Origin of the sequence: Paenibacillus mendelii, from assembly GCF_024498075.1 — a bacterium.
GTDB classification, from domain to species: Bacteria; Bacillota; Bacilli; order Paenibacillales; family Paenibacillaceae; genus Paenibacillus_Z; species Paenibacillus_Z mendelii.
The window spans coordinates 324466-340838 of sequence record NZ_JANHOF010000005.1; the positions used below are offsets into that span (position 1 = coordinate 324466).

Here is a 16373-nt window from a genome sequence, read left to right on the forward strand (position 1 = left end):
GGATTTGTATCGACCTCAAGGAGGGCCCATGGAAGAGCGAATCGTAAGCAGAGATTACTTGAAGGAGCTGCGTTTTCCGTTTTATATTATGCGCTGTACCCATAACACGTCCAACGTGCCGAAGATGCACAGCCATGATTTTGTAGAACTGGTCTACGTGATCAAAGGGGAAGCGCTTCACTGCTTTGAGGGGGATGTCTATCCGCTCAAGGCGGGGGATGTATTCATTATCAATCCGAACGAGAATCATACATTCGAATTCAGCGAAGGCCAAGAAATAGAGATCGTCAACTGCTTGTTCTTGCCGGATCTTATTCATGATGCCTGCTTGAGAGAGCTTGGCGTTGACGATTCGATGGACTATTTCTATGTGCTGCCCTTTCTAAGTCCAGACGAGCGATTCCATCATAGGCTCAAGCTGAGCGAGCGCGAAACGTCAGCCATTCTTCAACTGCTCGAGTATATGATGCATGAGTGGGATATGAAGAGAACGGGGTATACGACTCTTATTCGTCTCAAGCTTGTCGAGCTGTTCATACAGCTCTCGCGCATTTATAAGGATTGGGTCAGCTCCAACAGGGATGATTCGAAGCGCCGCTCTAACCATTTGCTCGTTCAACGAATTAACGGCTTTCTAGAAAGACATTACGACGAAAAGCTGTGCGTGACAGATCTGGGTGAGATGTTCAATATAAGCAACAGGCAGTTGAACCGGGTTTTTAAGCAAGAGACAGGCTTGACGGTGGTGGAACGGGTGCATCATATCCGGATCGAGCACGCCAAGCAAATGTTGAAGGAAAGTGAAGAGAAGGTTCTTCATGTCGCTCAGAAGGTAGGCTACGACGATCCGGCATTCTTCAGCCATTTATTCCGGCGTTATGTAGGCTGTTCACCTGGGAAATTTCGCGGTCATGGAAAGTGAAGCGCATGATGGGAACAGTAAGCGGCAACCGGTACTCTCCGGCTTGCCGCTTCTTGTTTGTAGAAGGTCATCTGTGATTGCATACCATGTATTGGCAGGCAATGAAATGCCTAGGTGATATATATTACCCACTTTGGTGAATAACGAGACAGTTCGTCTTGACAATATAAAAACGATTTAATATAGTGAAATTGCTGCTTGAATGAATAAAGTTGGTGCTTTCTATAGGGTCTAAGGGAAGAAACGGCCTTCACCGCCAATGGACGGGATGATCTGTTTCGTCTTGCAGCAGAGGTTTTTAATGCGTTTTTTACAGTGAATGGTTTTTATCTCTAAATAATGTGAATTACTTCTTGGGGATGAAGGATCGGCAAGCTGCAGCGTACCTTTCATGGCAATATGAAAGGGTTTTCAAAAAACTTCTATAAAAACGTTTTTATACCGGGTGGGATAAGGCTTTTTGCACAATGGCAGGGCATGATTTGGCAAGCATTATACAGCTGTAGGAGGAATAATTCTATGCAAAAACTATTAGCGGGTCGCAGCATACCGTGCTGGATCTGGCACTCCGATCGAGGTGGTCGCGATCGCCTTACACTATCGGTTCGTTTTCATCTGGACAAGAAGACTTCCGGTTTGTCTTGTCGATTTGCATTGACGGGTCAAGCGGTTGTATCGCTTGATGGACAGCGTATCGCTGAAATACAAGAGCTTGCCGCACATACCGCGGCTTTCACACTTGTAGACGGGTTCCCTAGCGAGCTGGACGCAGGCACACACACCCTTACATTCGATATTGTTGCGACGCGCCAGGTTCCGATTGTCGAGGTAAATGGTTATTTAGCAGGACGTACGTTAGGGTTCTCCGCCTATATCGAGGGCGAAGGCTTCTGGCTGTCCAGCGATGAATCCTGGACCAGCGACGATAATGTCCCGGCAACCGTAGTTGCCCGCCTTGGAGAAGAGCCTTTCGGCGACTTAGAGGACGGTCCGGAGTGGTTTGTAGCCGGCGGCTTTGGTGATATTGTAGCCAAGCCAATCCACGAAGTGACGATTGGACAGTATGCGAACTCAGAGGCGCAGCAGGAAAGCCCGGGAATCGTGCGAATCACAGGTGAAGTGATTGGTTCCGAGCCGCTTGTGCAGCCGCAGCGCAATGATTTGAATTTGTTCTATCATTTGCGCAAGCAGGCGGAGTGGAAAGAAGTAAGAACTATGCAGCAGGCTCGCGACTGGTCTAACGATCCGGTGATCCGGATTACGTTACCGAAGGAAGAGAACGCTAGGATGAAGGTCGTCAACCAAGGTACGGAGGCGATCAATCTTCTATGGAACGGCGCGGAATCGATTCATGAAATGGATGCTTACGACGGCTGCATTTCGGAATGGTTTACGCTGGAGGCGGGGGCAACGTTCATCACGCTTCCACAAGGGTACCGTCATATTCAATTAATTGTATTCTCCGAGCAGGCTTGCAGCTTTGATCTACTAGTTAGCTTTGAAGCGGTTGGGGTGGACTTGGAGCGGGTTGGAGCTGTAGCTAGCGATCTTCCGATTATGGACCAGATCTATGACGTATCCGCCCATACAAGTCTCATCTGTCATCAGATCGGCTTGTGGGATGGCGTTAAGCGTGACCGTTTGAACTGGACCTTCGACTATTATCTCGCGGCTAAATCAGGATATTTCGTATGGAATGACTATGCCGTGTTGAAGCGTGCGGTCAGTGAAGTCGGCGAAGGCACTCCGCGCGGTTATTGGATGAATGGCATACCGGAATATACCATGTGGTGGATTTGTACGCTATGGGATTATTACTATCATACGGGTGATCGTTCATTCATTCTCGAGATGAAGGAGCCGCTGCAGCGCCAGGTGGAGTGGATCAAGGAAAATATCGATCCTGAAACCGGTTGGATGCGTGGTTTGGAAGGCGCCTTGATCGAATGGGTACCCATATCCCAAGGGGATGCCGAGCTAGGCGTTCATGCGGTATTGCGTCAAACGGCTAACCGGCTGCGGATGCTTGCCGATGAGATTCCAGAGCTGGAGCAGGGCGAGCTGTGGACGGTACCGGATATTCCAGCAGAGCGGTTCCTGCAGTCGGAAGCACTCGCTGTCGTGCTGCACGGTATCGAAAGCGGGTATGTCGGAGAAGAGGATGCTCGCCGGTTTCTGCTCGGTTATGAGCTGAAGGATCCGTTTACGCCGCTTTCGGCCTTCTCGCTGGCAGAAGCGTACTCTGCATTCGGCATGAAGGACAAGGCCTGGAATGTCATTGAAACGGTCTGGGGCAAGATGCTTGATCTGGACGCTACGACGTTCTGGGAAGGGGTCAAGCTGGAGCTTCCGGACGATTACCACGATGCCCTGACCACTTATAAAGCCTATGATTCCTACCGGATGAGCCTATGCCATGCATGGTCCAGTACGCCGATCAAGTGGATCAGCGAGAATGTACTCGGTGTCAGAATTGCTGAGCCGGGCTGCCGCTCCGTCGTCTTCGAGCCTTATGCGCCACAAGGAGCCACCCGGTGCAGCGGATCGGTGAACACGCCTTACGGTCCTGTGCGGGTGGAATGGAAGAAGCGGGAAGACGGCTCTCTGGAGTCATTGATTGAAGCACCGGAGCAAATCAACGTGATCCGTATGGAGATGGCGCGGTAATCATTCGATTTCGGGATGAGAAGCTATGAACACAGGCTATTCTGCTTGAGCTCCGCATGTTTTCCGAATGTTGAGCTCGAACGGAATCACAATATTTTGCGGCTGTGAATCTCTGCTTCGCGTGATGTTCTTGAGCAGCAGACGGGTGCCTTCCTTGCCGATCTGATAAAGGTCGGTCGACAGGGAGGATATCCCGTGTTTCACCGCTAAATCCGAATTTTCGAAGCTTACAACAGCCAAGTCATCGGGTACCGATATTTGGTTCTCGGCACAATAGGCCAATATACCGACTGCCTGGATATCGCGGCCTGAGATGATTGCAGTCGGCTTGTCCTTCAACCCGCAGAAGCTTTCGGCGGCTTGATAGCCGCTGCTCTCATTATCGTCGCCGATATATACATACGATTCCTCATATTTAATATTTGCCGCTTCAAGGGCTTCCCGATAACCGTCATAACGGTCGGAGCATACCAAATACTTGAGCGGTCCCGGGCTTATGAATGCAATACGCTTATGCCCGAGCTTGATCATATGGGTCGTGTTGTGAAAGGCGGCTTCGAAATTATCAACATCTACCCGGTGTACGGGCTGCTCCATATTTCCTTTGCCTAACAGGACGAAGGGAAAATGGAGCTTATTTAAATTTTCAACAAGATGCTCGTCATTCTCGGGGTTGAACAACAGGATGCCATCCGTCATTTTTCTTTTTGCCATTTGAAGCGCTTTCAACTCTTCTTCAGGTGCTTTTTCATGCTCCCAGGCGAGCAGCAGGTTGTAGTTGCGTTCATGCAGCACCTCGCCGATCCCCTGCAGCAGTTCGGAGAAGAGGCTGTTACCGGAGAAATGAAACATGTCCTTCCCGGGCTGAGGCACGAACAAGGCGATGTTATTCGTTTTCCGGGTAACGAGGCTTCGGGCGGAAGCGCTTGGCTGATACTGGAGACGCTCGACGATTTCTAAGATGCGGCGCTTCGTTTCCGGGGCAACCGGTGCGGTACCGTTTAGGGCGAATGATACCGTCGAGACGGATACCTTGGCTTCACGCGCGATATCTTTAATGGTGACCATGAAGACACTTCCTAACTAGAAATTTATGTAATGAGCCATCGCTTATTATATCAAACAATAAGCGGAATAGGAATTTCATGAATTTATCGTCAGATTGAGGAAGGAGCGGGGCGATTTATCTCGAATAACATTATGGAATGGCCGCGGCTAACTAAAATGCGGCGTATAGGAGGAGACAATCATGCTGACAGGAACAAGCGCTTATTCGTTCGAGGTCGTCGAGAATTGGGCACAATGGCCTGATTCCGTTAAGGTTGGGTACACACACGGTATAGAAACGGATGCAGCCGGCAGAGTCTATGTATTTCATACAGGCAAACCGTCAGTAGTCATCTTTGACAATCAGGGACAGTACATCGATTCATGGGGTGAACAGTTCGAGGGCGGAGCGCACGGGTTTTATTTGCACCGTGATGGCGATAATGAGCATCTATATGTAACGGATACAAGAGGATTCGTGGCCAAATATACGCTGGACGGGCAAGAGCTGTTGAAGATCGGTACACCCGATCTGCCGAATATTTACGATGAATCCCGTACATTCGTTCCAACTGACATTGCGGTAGGACCGAATGGCGATATTTATGTAGCCGATGGCTACGGTCAATCCTATATACACCGCTATACGGCGGATGGCCAGTATATCGGTTCTTGGGGCGGAGATGGCGTGGAGCCTGGCCAGATGCGCTGTCCGCATGGAATATCGGTTAATTTGCGCGGATCTGAGCCTGAGCTCTATGTGGCGGACCGGGGGAATAACCGCATTCAAGTGTTCACGCTGGATGGGCAGCATAAACGCTTCATTAACAATGATATGGATATGCCATGCAGCTTCTACTTTGACGGGAGCGATATGTACTTCCCTGATCTGCACAGCCGGATTACGATATTCGACGGCAATGACCGCTTGATCACGCATTTGGGTGAAGATCAGCAAGCCTATAAGCAGCAAGGCTGGCCGAATTTGCCGAAGTCGTATTTCCGCCCGGATCGCTTCAGCTCGCCTCACGGCGTCTGTGCTGACGGCAAAGGCAATGTTTTTGTAGCCGAATGGGTAGAAGATGGCCGAGTGACGAAGCTTATTCGATCGAAATAGCATAGGACAGCAGCTCTGAAGCGGTGTACGCTGGTTCAGGGCTGCTTTTTCAATGGCGAGAGCTGCAAGGCTGTTGTTGAGCGTGTAACCGATTGGTTAGCGAGCGTTCAGAATCAGCGGAAGGTTATTGCCGTTTCACACGGTCTTACAGGCCGAATAATTAGAGGCGTGTACAAGCAATTGAAGAAAGAAGAAGCCTTGAAGCTGGACGTTTCGCACAAGACTTTCTTTAAATTCTCCAATCAGCACATAGAGCGAATTAGCTATGAATAGGATGAGTTTTAAAATGTGGAGGACTGTCATTGCGACGGTCCTTTTCTTGTATTTCAGGAGTTGAATCCAACTGCTGATAAGGGATCCAGGAGCGTACGCTTCTATTTTTTCAATTGACAAGGATTTACTTATCCTCTATTGTAAAACCCATAGATTTAGTTAGCCGACTAATTAAATAAAGGGGGTGTCTCCGTGGAACGCATGCATGGAGATGGCTTGATCCATCTGATGGGTCATATCATGAAGCTTCACCGTCATAATGTCCATATCGCCATCCAAGATGATGTATATCCTGGCCAGCCGCCTCTATTGACCAGGCTGCTGGAGCATGACGGGCAAAGTCAGAAGGAGCTTGCCATGAAGATGAACGTCAAGCCGGCTACCTTAACCGTTATGATTAATCGAATGGCGAAGACCGGCTTGGTTGAACGAAGAACCGATCCTCTGGATCAGCGGGTATCCCGGGTATATTTGACTGGCAGCGGCCGTCAAGCAGCCGTCGATGTGAAGGAGGCCGTTCAACAGCTGGAGGTGAGGAGCTTCTCGCGCTTCTCTGAGGATGAGAAAGAGCTATTTCGGCGCATGCTGCAGCAGATTCATGAAGAACAAGAAGCGTTCCGTCGTGAACATAGTTGATTCGATAATGGAGTGATCTTAACCGTGTGGAAATTGCGTTCGTATATCAAACCCTATCGGTGGGCCGCGATAATGGCGCCACTGTTAATGGTTATGGAGGTTTGTATGGACCTGCTTCAGCCTAAGCTGATGGCAGGCATTGTGAATGAAGGCGTTATGAAAAGTAATCTGGGGTACATCTGGAATTCGGGTCTGACAATGATTCTAGTCGCATTGATCGGTCTAATTGGAGGCGTCGGCTGTACGTATTACTCCAGCATTGCCTCCCAGCGGTTCGGGGCGGACCTGCGAAACGGTTTATATCAGAAGGTGCAGACGTTCTCATTCGATAACCTCGATAAATTGACGGCGGGTTCACTCGTAACGCGGTTGACCGGCGATGTCGTGCAGGTACAGAATCTGGTTCAAATGATTCTTCGCATGATGGTCCGCGATCCTGCCTTAGCCGTCGGAAGCATTGTGATGGCCATTAATATCAGTCCCCGCCTAGCGCTTGTATTAGTTGCAGTCATTCCCATTCTCGTGCTCATTATTGTTCTTGTGAGCCGGATGGTTATCCCGCTGTTCAATCGGATGCAGGGAAGACTTGACGGGCTCAATACGGTCATGCGGGAAAATCTATCAGGGATCCGCGTCGTGAAGGCGTTCGTCAGATCGGCCTTTGAACGGGAGCGATTCGGTAAAGCGAACCGCGATTATTTGGATATCGCGCTGAAGGCATCCCGGACGGTGGCGATCAGCATGCCGCTCATGATGCTTGTTCTTAATGCCAGCATCGTTACGGTGCTCTGGTATGGGGGAGCGCAGACATGGGAATCCGCCCTTCCTATCGGTAATCTCATTGCTTTTCTTAGCTATTTATCTCAGCTGCTCTTCTCGCTCTTATCGGTAGGCATGATGCTGATCCAGATTTCACGGGCCAAGGCTTCAGCTGACCGGATCAATGAGGTGCTGGACACAGAGCCAGGCATGACGCAGCCTAGCGGCGGGGGAGCGGGAACCGTAACGATGGGTAAAATCGAATTCGATCGGGTTTCGTTCGCTTACGGACAGGAATCCGGCGTCACTTCCTATGCTATGGAGCCTGTGCTTAAAGAGATCAGCTTCACGATCCTTCCCGGGCAGACCATAGGTATTCTAGGTGCGACGGGTTCCGGCAAGAGCACGATGGTGAGCCTTATTCCGCGATTATATGATCCTACAGAGGGCAACGTCTATATCGACGGCACGAACGTGAAGCAGATCGAAGCCGGCCATCTGCGCCGTCAGGTTGGCATGGTTCTCCAGCAATCGATCTTATTCAGTGGAACGATCAGAGACAATATCCGATTCGGCTGTCCCGACGCTTCGGATACCGAAGTGGAGGCAGCGGCCAAAGCAGCAGAAGCACATGACTTCATCATCAAGCTGCCAGACGGGTATGATACTGAGCTTGGGCAGCGGGGGGTTAATCTCTCGGGCGGTCAGAAGCAGCGCATATCGATTGCGCGGGCTTTGCTTCTGCGTCCGCGAATCCTCATTCTCGACGACAGCACGAGTGCGGTAGATCTTGCTACAGAATCGCGCATCCAGCAGTCACTCAAAGCGCTCATGGCAGAGAGCACCTGTGTCATCATTGCACAGCGGATCTCTTCTGTGACGGAAGCTGATAACATTATCGTGCTTGAAGATGGCATAATTGCAGCTTCAGGAACACATGATGAGCTGATTCGTACGAGTCCGGTCTATCAGGATATTCACCGTTCCCAGCAGCATAAGGAGGTAGCGAGTCATGGATGACAACAAATCAACCGCTCCTCAAGAAGCGAAGAAGTTGGAGCCTGCTCCGGTTCCTCCATTGTTTGGCGCAGGACGGGGCAGAGGAACGGCGCCTAAAGTCAGAGCGAAGAACACGGCAGCTACGTTAAAGCGAATCTGGAGCTATTTGAGCATTCAGAAAAAAGGGCTGATCAGCGTGTTCTTCCTCATAGCTTTGGGAGCGTGCCTTACCCTGACCGGCCCGTATTTGATCGGAACAGCTGTCGATGACTATATTCTAAAGAAAGATGCCGGCGGTCTTGCAAGTCTCTGCGTCCTTCTGCTGGCCGTATATGTAACGGGCAGTGCGGTATCTTGGCTCCAGACTTACGTCATGAGCGGAGTTGCACAGCGGACTGTATGGGAGATGAGGCGCGATTTGTTTGCACACCTGCAGGAGCTTCCGCTGCGGTTTTTCGACCGGACCACGCATGGTGAATTAATGAGCAAGGCGACGAACGATATCGATAACGTCTCCAATACGCTCAATCAAAGCTTGATGCAGCTGATTAATAGCACGTTCATGCTAATCGGCTCGTTCACCTTGATGCTGCTGCTTAATGTTTGGCTGACGCTGGTCGCGCTTGTGACGATTCCGCTGGTCATGCTGCTGGCGAAGCAAATTGCCAAGCGGACCAAGATCTATTTTAGAGACCAACAGCAGCATCTGGGAGAATTGAACGGTTACATCGAAGAAACCATTTCGGGACAAAAGGTCGTCAAAATCTATAATCGCGAACAGAAATCCGCGGAGCATTTTCAAGCCATCAACGACAAGCTTGCGAAGGCGGGAACGAAGGCGCAGATCTTATCGGGTACGATGGGACCGATCATGAACATGATGAACCACTTCAGCTTTATTGTGCTTGCCGTGGCCGGCGGATGGCTGGCATATCGGGGCTTCACGACGGTGGGCGTCATTGTCAGCTTTCTGAACTACTCGCGGCAGTTCAGCGGCCCGGTCAATGAACTGGCCAACCAGTACAACATGATTCAATCTGGTATCGCCGGGGCGGAACGGGTATTCGAAACGATCGATACGGAGACGGAATACACGGGCAGCGAAGGTAAGCAGTTAACGGGAATGGCCGCAGGGAAGGTCGTCTTTGAGGATGTTACGTTCGGCTATGGCGACAGCCCGATTCTATCGAATATTTCCTTTACTGCGAATCCTGGCGACGTTATTGCGCTCGTAGGGCCGACTGGAGCGGGGAAGACAACGATTATTAACCTGCTGACCCGCTTCTACGAAATCGAGGATGGAACGATTACGATCGACGGGCAAGAGATCCGCTCGCTGGACAAGAACAGTCTGCGAAGCCAGCTTGGCATCGTTCTCCAGGATGCCTATTTATTCTCCGATACGATCCGTGAAAATATACGTTATGGACGGCTTGACGCGACTGACGAACAGATTCGCGCAGCGGCCAAGCTGGCGAACGCGGACGGATTCATCAGCAAGCTGCCCGGCGGCTATGATACGGTCATGTCTTCGGAAGGCGGCAATCTCAGCCACGGGCAGCGGCAGCTCGTCACGATTGCCAGAGCGATACTGGCAAGCCCGGCCATATTAATTCTGGATGAAGCGACGAGCAGCGTGGATACGCGTACGGAGATGCACATCCAGGAAGCCATGAAGACGCTGATGCAGGGCCGTACAAGCTTTGTTATCGCGCACCGTCTAAGCACGATTCGCGATGCGGATCAAATCCTGGTCGTCAATGAGGGCCGTATTATGGAAAGAGGCACTCATGATCAGCTCATTGATGCGAAAGGGTTTTACTATAATCTAGTTTCCAAACAATTTCAGAGTGTCGGATAGCCCAAATCATCGTATAATCAGATAGAAGATATTGAGCTTCGCCATCATGATTCGATTTGGGGAGACATTCATGAATATAAATGTGAGGGCTAATGTTCGAAGCGGCTTACACCGCTTCTGGGACTGGCTCGTCGTCCGTATGCAAACTATGCTGGACAACGATACGCCCTTCTGGCGTCATGCGACAATCGGCGTTTGGACCGCTTATGCCGCCGCGCTAATTATTACTGCGCTGGGCATGCCAACAGGGCTGAGCATCATGTTCGACACGTTTACGGCTGCGCTGCTGGGGACCCTCGCGATGGTCATCGGGGCAGGAGCGGCAGCCTTTCTATTATCGCTTATCTATGTTCCGGTTCCGCGTTTTTTTGCGGGGAGTCTGATCTATACCGGATTTGTCCTATATATCATTCTTTATTATGCGGACATGGGTTGGCTCGTATCTGTCATATTAGCCGTGATTATTACGCTGTCGGGTGCTCTGCTCGGTCTATTCATCGCGGTATTGCTCCATCCGCGATGGAGCATGCTGACCAAGGTCTCAGGTGCAGTGACTGCGGCAGTTGTGATGCTCGCGTTCTTTATCATTGCAGATACCGAACAGAGGGGGACGGCAATACCGGTATCCATGACTGCCGATTACGATCAAGCGGCGGACCTCCCTCTTGAACTGGACAATCCGGCTTTGCCCGGCGAGCTTGGCGTACGATATTTCACCTATGGAAGCGGAGAAGATCAGCACCGCGATGAATTCGCCGGCAGTGCTGATCTGATTACGCCCAGTGCCGATGCTTCTGCGTATATAACCAAGTGGTCATGGATTCGATCTCTATTCTGGGGCTTTGACGAGAAGGAGCTTCCCGTTAACGGCCGGGTCTGGATGCCGGAAGGCAAGGGCCCATACCCGCTAGTGCTCATCGTCCATGGCAACCATCTCATGGAACAGTTCTCGGACACCGGTTATGCCTATCTTGGAGAGCTTCTCGCAAGCAGGGGATTCATTGCGGTCTCCGTCGATGAGAATTTCCTCAATTATTCGGTATGGGGCAGCATCCCGAATCAGGATATGAAGGTGCGCGCTTGGATGCTGCTGAAGCACTTGCAGCAGCTGGCTGCTTTCAATGAGCAGGGTGAAACCCCGCTATTCAACCGCATCAATCTGGATCAAGTGGCCATGATCGGCCATTCCCGCGGTGGACAAGCCGTTGCAATGGCTGCCGATAAATCGAGATGGTTCGCGTCGGACACTTCGCTGGACGGATTAGATGACGTCCATATCCAAGCCGTAGTCGCCATTGCACCGACGGATAAGCAGGTTGACAAGACATCGGCGCATCTCAAGGACACCTATTACATGACGATTCAAGGCGCAATGGACGGGGACGTCAACAATTTTTATGGGGATCGTCAGTATGGGCGCAGCTCGTTCCAGACCAATTCGGAACGGTTCAAAACCACTCTGTACATTGGTGAAGCAAATCATAGCCGGTTCAACACAAGCTGGGGCACGATGGACGATAGCCTGCCCGGCGGTTTACTGTTAAACCGGAAGATGATGGATGCATCGGAGCAACGTGAAGCCGCCAAGGTGTATATATCTGCTTTTCTGGAGACCGCCTTGCATGGTAATCATGCCTATGAGGAATTGTTCCGCGACTACCGGAAGGGCAGTGAATGGCTGCCGGAGGCGACGTACTTTAATCGATTCGAGAGCGGAAGCTTCACGGAGCTGGCACGGTACGATGAAGACAGGGACAAAACGGCTGTAACGGCAAACAGCAATGTCGAGGCCGCAGGAGTCAAATGGACCGAAGCGGATGCACTGGACCGGGAGCGTAGGAACAAAGGGACCCGCGGCGTCATATTGGAATGGGATGCGGGCAAGAGCGGTTCGTACACCATTACTTTATCGGATGCTTACCGGCAACGGCTATCGAGGAATGAGCGTGACGTATTGATGTTCTCGATGGCAAATCTGGAGCGGGATTTATGGGAAGAATGGGATGCTGTTCCGCAGCCGGATGTGGAGGTTGAGCTGGAGACTGTGAATGGGTCGCGTGTAACGCTGCCGCTCACAGAGTTCATGGCCGTCTTGTCGCCTCCCCGCTCTCAGTTCACCATAGCCCCTTGGATGGAACGGCTGATCAAGGACGGGAAGTACAAGGAATCATCCGAGCCCGTCTTCCAGACCTATCGGCTTCCACTGGAACGATTCGAGCAAGCAGGATTTGCAATCCCTGCCGATCAACTAGCCTCAATCACGTTTCATCTGCAGGGAGGACCCGGGAAGATCATGCTCGACGATATCGGTTTCTCTGATTAATGGCTTTAATTCACCTTGGATATTCGATTCGTATAAAGTGGAAAATGGTCTTGCGGGGGCGGCGGAAACGCCTGCTGCAAGGCCATTTTTATTCTGTAATCCCCGTATTCACGATTTGCAACGATACGCTTGTATCGAATGGTATATTCGGATATTCATTCGTCCATCCAATATCATGCGATGGAATAGAAAAACACCATCAACCTATCGTGAGCTGGAGGGTAGGCTCCGGCACGAATACGTAACGATGTTCAGGTGAGTTTATTATTATTCATTGTCGAAGAAGGAAAAGCGGGCTTCGCCGCTCGATTTGCGTACATGAAGCTCGGAGGGCAGCATAATTCTGCGCCAGCCTGCGGGTGCTTTATCCTGAATGCGGTCAACCAGCATCTGAATGCCCGTGTACCCGAATTCATAGGCGGGTTGAGCGATCACCGTCATAAACGGGTCAACGACGAATCCGGCTTCGAGCTCATCGAAGCAGACGACCGAGAGATCCTCCGGAACCCGATAGCCTTTATTCAATAAGGCTCGAATGGCGCCGAGCGCAAGGAAGTTGTTCGCGGCGAATAACGCCGTAGGAGGCTCCGGCATCTGCATTAACCGATCTACCAGCGTATCCGTTACGCCCATGCGATAATTCGCTTCCGCCATGTAGTCCGAACGGAACGGAAGGCTGTGCAGCTTAAGCGCATCCTCATAGCCTTCCCTTCTCAAGCGGGCGGTCGAGACCGTCGAGGCGCCGTTCAAGAGCGCGATCCGCCGGTGGCCGAGCGAGATGAGATGCTCCGTAAGTCGCTTTGCCCCATCCTTACTGTCTCCGAGCACCATGTCGCAATCGATGCCGGGCACCTCGCGGTCAAGCAGAACGAGCGGCAGGTTCTGCTTCTTCAGCTTCCGCAAATTAGGCAATGAATCGTCGCCGGCAGGAGCAAACAATACGCCATCCACCCGTGCGGAAAGCACGGTCTCGATATATTCCTTCTCCTTGGCAATGCTTTCGTCGCTATTGGCGAGCAGCAGTCGATAACCGAGCTGCCTCGCGGCATCCTCGGCTCCGCGTGCAAGCGAGGTGTAGAAGGGATTCGTAATATCCGTAATGAGCAGCGACAGGATGCGCGACTCCTGCTTAACCAGACTGCGGGCCATCGAGTTGGGTACATAGTTCATTTCTTTCATGATGCTAAGGACCCGCTTGCGGGTATCAACACTGATCCTTCCAGTGTTATTGATAACTCTAGAAACGGTCATCGCCGAGCAGCCTGCTCTCTTGGCTATATCATAAATGGTTACCATGGGTTATTCACAAACTCCGGTCTATATAAGGTTTTATAATACCTTATAATCATATCGCAAACTTGACTTGACAGCAATGCGGTCAACTGATAGTTTAGAGTTATCGATAACCCTAAGAGGTGATAGTTAATTGGCACATGTCATTGAAACAGGCGCTGACGCGCTGGTCGTAGATCCGAAAGACGACGTTGCTACTGCATTGCGTGATTTAACTGCCGGTGAGACGGTCCAATACCGTTCCGGCCACGATGTAACTAGCGTTCAAGTAAAGAATGATATTCCCTTTGGACACAAGCTGGCGATCCGTGATATGGAAACGGGGACCCATGTCCGCAAATACGGAGAAGTTATCGGTCAATCCACGATGGCCATCCAAACGGGCGAGCATGTACATGTCCATAATGTGGAAGGTATACGCGGCCGCGGGGATCAAGCGGCTCAGGAAAAGGGGACGAACTGATGAACGAAATCAGCATTCAAGGCTATTTGCGTCCTGATGGGGATTATGGTATTCGCAATCATCTTCTGATTATCCCGACGGTTATTTGTTCGAACCAGGTTTGTAACCGTATTACGCAGCTTGTGCCGGATACGGTTGCAATCCCGCATCAGCATGGCTGCAGCCAAATCGGTGCCGATAAGGACCGGACGTTCGCGACGCTTGCGGGAACGGGCAAGAATCCGAATGTCGGTGCCGTCATCATCATCAGCTTGGGCTGTGAAGTCGTAGACCCATACGCGCTTGCAGATGATATCCGCACGACCGGCAAACGGGTTGAAGTAATCGACATTCAAGAAATAGGCGGATCCGTCAAGGCGATTCAGCATGGCGTAGAGCTTGCCCGCGAGATGCGCAATGAGCTCAATCAGCTTGTACCGGAGACGATTCCGGCCGCTAAGCTGCGTATTGGCGTGAAGTGCGGCGGTTCGGATGCGACATCCGGCATGGCATCTAATCCGGCTCTTGGCGCAGCCTCCGACCTGCTGATCGAGCAGGGCGGAACGGTTATTATTAGTGAAACAACCGAAATTATCGGTGCCGAGCACGTGCTCGCCGAGCGTTGTGCGACGCCTGAGGTTGCCCAGCAGCTGTATGCGTTCGTCAGCCGCTTCGAACGTGAAGTGGAGCGGATGGGAGCAGATATGCGCGGCGGCAATCCAAGCCCGGGCAACATTGCCGGCGGACTGACGACCATCGAAGAAAAGTCGCTGGGATGCATTAGTAAATGCGGCACATCGCCGATGATGGGCGCCTTTGAATATGCAGATCCCATCCCAGGTAATGGTCTTTACTTCATGGATTCCCCTGGGAACGATATTGAATGCGTTTCGGGCATGGCTGCCAGCGGCGTGCATCTCGTATGTTTCACGACGGGACGCGGAACACCGACCGGCGCTGCAGTCGTGCCCGTTGTGAAAATTACAGGCAACAAAAAAATGTTCGAGCGCATGTCCGACAACATGGACGTGGATGTCAGCCAGATTCTGGATGGCACCTCGGGAGTCGAGCAAGCCGGCGAACGTATTTGGGAAGAAATTGTGGACGTCGCAAGCGGTAAGCTGACCAAAGCAGAAATTCTCGGACATCAAGAGTTCAGCATTAACCGAATCGGACCGAGCTTGTAATAAGCAAGGGATCAAAGGAGATACAGCACCAATGGGTAGATTACAAAGCAGAATTGCACTTGTTACTGGCGGAAGCAGAGGCATTGGCGAAGCGATCGTCATCCGTATTGCGGAAGAAGGAGCGGACGTGGCGATCAATTACACGTCCGATTCCAGCCGCGAGAAGGCGGAGAAGGTTGCGGAGCAGGTAAGGGCGCTGGGTAACCGGGCGATCATCGTGCAGGCGGATGTAGGCAGCAAGGAACAAGTGCTGCGGATGTTCGACGAGGTAGAAAGCCAGCTGGGACCGGTCGATATTCTCGTGAACAATGCCGGTATAGCTCCTTTCGAATCCTTCATGAAAATCACGGAAGAGACCTGGGACCGTACGTATAACACGAACGTGAAATCGATCTTCCTGTGCTCGCAGCGAGCCGCAGCCTCCATGAGAGAGCGCCGCTACGGCAAAATCGTTAACGTTCTCTCTACGGCAAGCCTTGTCGTGACGAGTCCGGTTATTCCGCACTACCAATCTTCGAAAGCGGCTGCTCATATGTTAACGAAGGGAATGGCTATTGAGCTTGGGCCCTTCAACATTAACGTTAATGCGGTTGGACCGAGTACAGTGGATACGGACATGTGCACCGATTACTTGGGTGACGATGAAATCCGCCGCAAGGAGATTGAGGCCAATCCGATGAAACGGCTCGGTACGGCGCGTCAAATCGGGGATGCGGCAGTCTTCCTGGCTTCCGACGAAGCCATGCAGGTTAACGGACATCTCTTGATGGTTGATGGTGGCTTGACGGTGAAAGCGGCTCAGCCAGAAGACGAAATGGAACGGTAGTTAAATCACATAAGAGAAGCC

At 51.5% G+C, this 16373-nt stretch carries 13 protein-coding genes; 11 read left to right on the top strand and 2 right to left on the bottom strand.

Translation table 11 applies throughout. The features are described from left to right. The first annotated feature begins 28 nt into the window (after window positions 1-28). Window positions 29-922, top strand: a complete 894-nt coding sequence (locus tag NNL21_RS18835) for an AraC family transcriptional regulator (RefSeq protein ID WP_204818758.1) — start codon at window positions 29-31, stop codon at window positions 920-922. A gap of 519 nt (window positions 923-1441) precedes the next feature. Next, the gene (locus NNL21_RS18840; protein WP_204818759.1) at window positions 1442-3589 is read left to right on the top strand and encodes an alpha-L-rhamnosidase C-terminal domain-containing protein; all 2148 of its coding nucleotides are present in this window, start codon (window positions 1442-1444) and stop codon (window positions 3587-3589) included. A 36-nt stretch (window positions 3590-3625) separates the two neighbouring features. On the opposite strand, the gene NNL21_RS18845 is transcribed toward NNL21_RS18840, so the two are convergent. Beyond that, entirely contained in the window at window positions 3626-4657 is a 1032-nt protein-coding gene (locus tag NNL21_RS18845; RefSeq protein WP_204818760.1) for a LacI family DNA-binding transcriptional regulator, read from the bottom strand. Window positions 4658-4838: 181 nt separating this feature from the next. Between NNL21_RS18845 and NNL21_RS18850 the strand changes: the two genes are divergently transcribed. The 6 genes from NNL21_RS18850 (at window position 4839) to NNL21_RS18875 (ending at window position 12604) form a co-directional block, all read left to right on the top strand. Continuing rightward, complete coding sequence (locus NNL21_RS18850) at window positions 4839-5753, top strand: NHL repeat-containing protein (protein WP_204818761.1); 915 nt, start codon at window positions 4839-4841, stop codon at window positions 5751-5753. Window positions 5754-5783: 30 nt separating this feature from the next. Continuing rightward, complete coding sequence (locus NNL21_RS18855) at window positions 5784-6026, top strand: histidine phosphatase family protein (RefSeq protein WP_256555346.1); 243 nt, start codon at window positions 5784-5786, stop codon at window positions 6024-6026. Window positions 6027-6218: 192 nt separating this feature from the next. Then, window positions 6219-6662, top strand: a complete 444-nt coding sequence (locus NNL21_RS18860) for a MarR family winged helix-turn-helix transcriptional regulator (protein ID WP_373567576.1) — start codon at window positions 6219-6221, stop codon at window positions 6660-6662. A 24-nt stretch (window positions 6663-6686) separates the two neighbouring features. Then, window positions 6687-8441, top strand: a complete 1755-nt coding sequence (locus NNL21_RS18865) for an ABC transporter ATP-binding protein (RefSeq protein WP_204818762.1) — start codon at window positions 6687-6689, stop codon at window positions 8439-8441. Continuing rightward, window positions 8434-10281 (top strand): ABC transporter ATP-binding protein, encoded by a 1848-nt coding sequence (locus NNL21_RS18870; protein ID WP_204818763.1) that lies wholly within the window; start codon window positions 8434-8436, stop codon window positions 10279-10281. Before NNL21_RS18865 ends, NNL21_RS18870 begins: the two co-directional genes overlap by 8 nt. A 70-nt stretch (window positions 10282-10351) precedes the next feature. Then, a complete protein-coding gene (locus NNL21_RS18875) occupies window positions 10352-12604 on the top strand; it encodes a poly(ethylene terephthalate) hydrolase family protein (RefSeq protein WP_204818764.1) in 2253 nt (750 codons plus the stop codon). A 267-nt stretch (window positions 12605-12871) separates the two neighbouring features. Here NNL21_RS18875 and NNL21_RS18880 read toward each other — a convergent pair whose 3' ends face one another. Beyond that, window positions 12872-13900, bottom strand: coding sequence for a LacI family DNA-binding transcriptional regulator (locus tag NNL21_RS18880; RefSeq protein WP_204818765.1), 1029 nt, complete (start codon window positions 13898-13900; stop codon window positions 12872-12874). A 130-nt stretch (window positions 13901-14030) separates the two neighbouring features. Here NNL21_RS18880 and NNL21_RS18885 point away from each other — a divergent pair, with 130 nt between their 5' ends. The 3 genes from NNL21_RS18885 to NNL21_RS18895 are packed head-to-tail and all read left to right on the top strand — an operon-like array spanning window position 14031 to window position 16352. Continuing rightward, entirely contained in the window at window positions 14031-14360 is a 330-nt protein-coding gene (locus NNL21_RS18885) for a UxaA family hydrolase (protein WP_204818766.1), read from the top strand. Next, a complete protein-coding gene (locus NNL21_RS18890) occupies window positions 14360-15526 on the top strand; it encodes a UxaA family hydrolase (protein WP_204818767.1) in 1167 nt (388 codons plus the stop codon). Before NNL21_RS18885 ends, NNL21_RS18890 begins: the two co-directional genes overlap by 1 nt. 31 nt (window positions 15527-15557) lie before the next feature. Further along, on the top strand, window positions 15558-16352 hold the full coding sequence (locus NNL21_RS18895) for an SDR family NAD(P)-dependent oxidoreductase (protein WP_204818768.1): 795 nt from the start codon (window positions 15558-15560) through the stop codon (window positions 16350-16352). Window positions 16353-16373 lie beyond the last annotated feature (21 nt).